Here is a 648-nt window from a genome sequence, read left to right on the forward strand (position 1 = left end):
TTATCACACGCCTTTACAAGTCAAACTTGCACAGACCTTATGCCAAATATCAGGTATGGAAAAAGTTTTCTTTTCCAACTCAGGTGCTGAAGCGAATGAAGCCGCTATTAAGCTAGCCAGAAAGTATGGGCATGACAAGGGTATACAGACTCCCACGATTATCGTCATGGATCAATCTTTCCACGGCAGGACTATGGCGACCTTGACCGCGACAGGAAACCGAAAAGCACAAGCGGGCTTCGAGCCTTTACTAGGCGGCTTTGTTAGAGCACCATTCAATGACGTTAAAGCTGTTGAAGCGATTGCCAAATCGAACCCTAATGTTGTCGCAATTCTAGTCGAGCCCATTCAAGGTGAAGGAGGTCTCTCAATCGCTGAGGACGGTTACCTAAAATCTTTGCGTCAGATCTGCGATGAGAATGACTGGCTATTGATGTTAGACGAAGTTCAAACAGGTAACGGCAGAACGGGTAATTATTTTGCTTATCAAGGGTATGATGTAACACCTGACGTTGTGACAACTGCAAAAGGCATCGCCAATGGCTACCCTATTGGTGCATGCATGGCAAAAGGCAGCGCAGCCGATGTTCTTACTCCCGGCACTCACGGTTCTACCTTCGGCGGAAACCCTCTTGGCTGTGCAGCTGC

1 protein-coding gene is annotated in these 648 nt (G+C 47.7%); it reads left to right on the top strand.

The window, feature by feature from the left end; genetic code table 11:
* Positions 1 to 648 (top strand): aminotransferase class III-fold pyridoxal phosphate-dependent enzyme (locus A3757_RS02440; protein ID WP_156506119.1); only part of this gene is annotated, 648 nt, incomplete at both ends.

This window comes from Oleiphilus sp. HI0117, assembly GCF_001635235.1.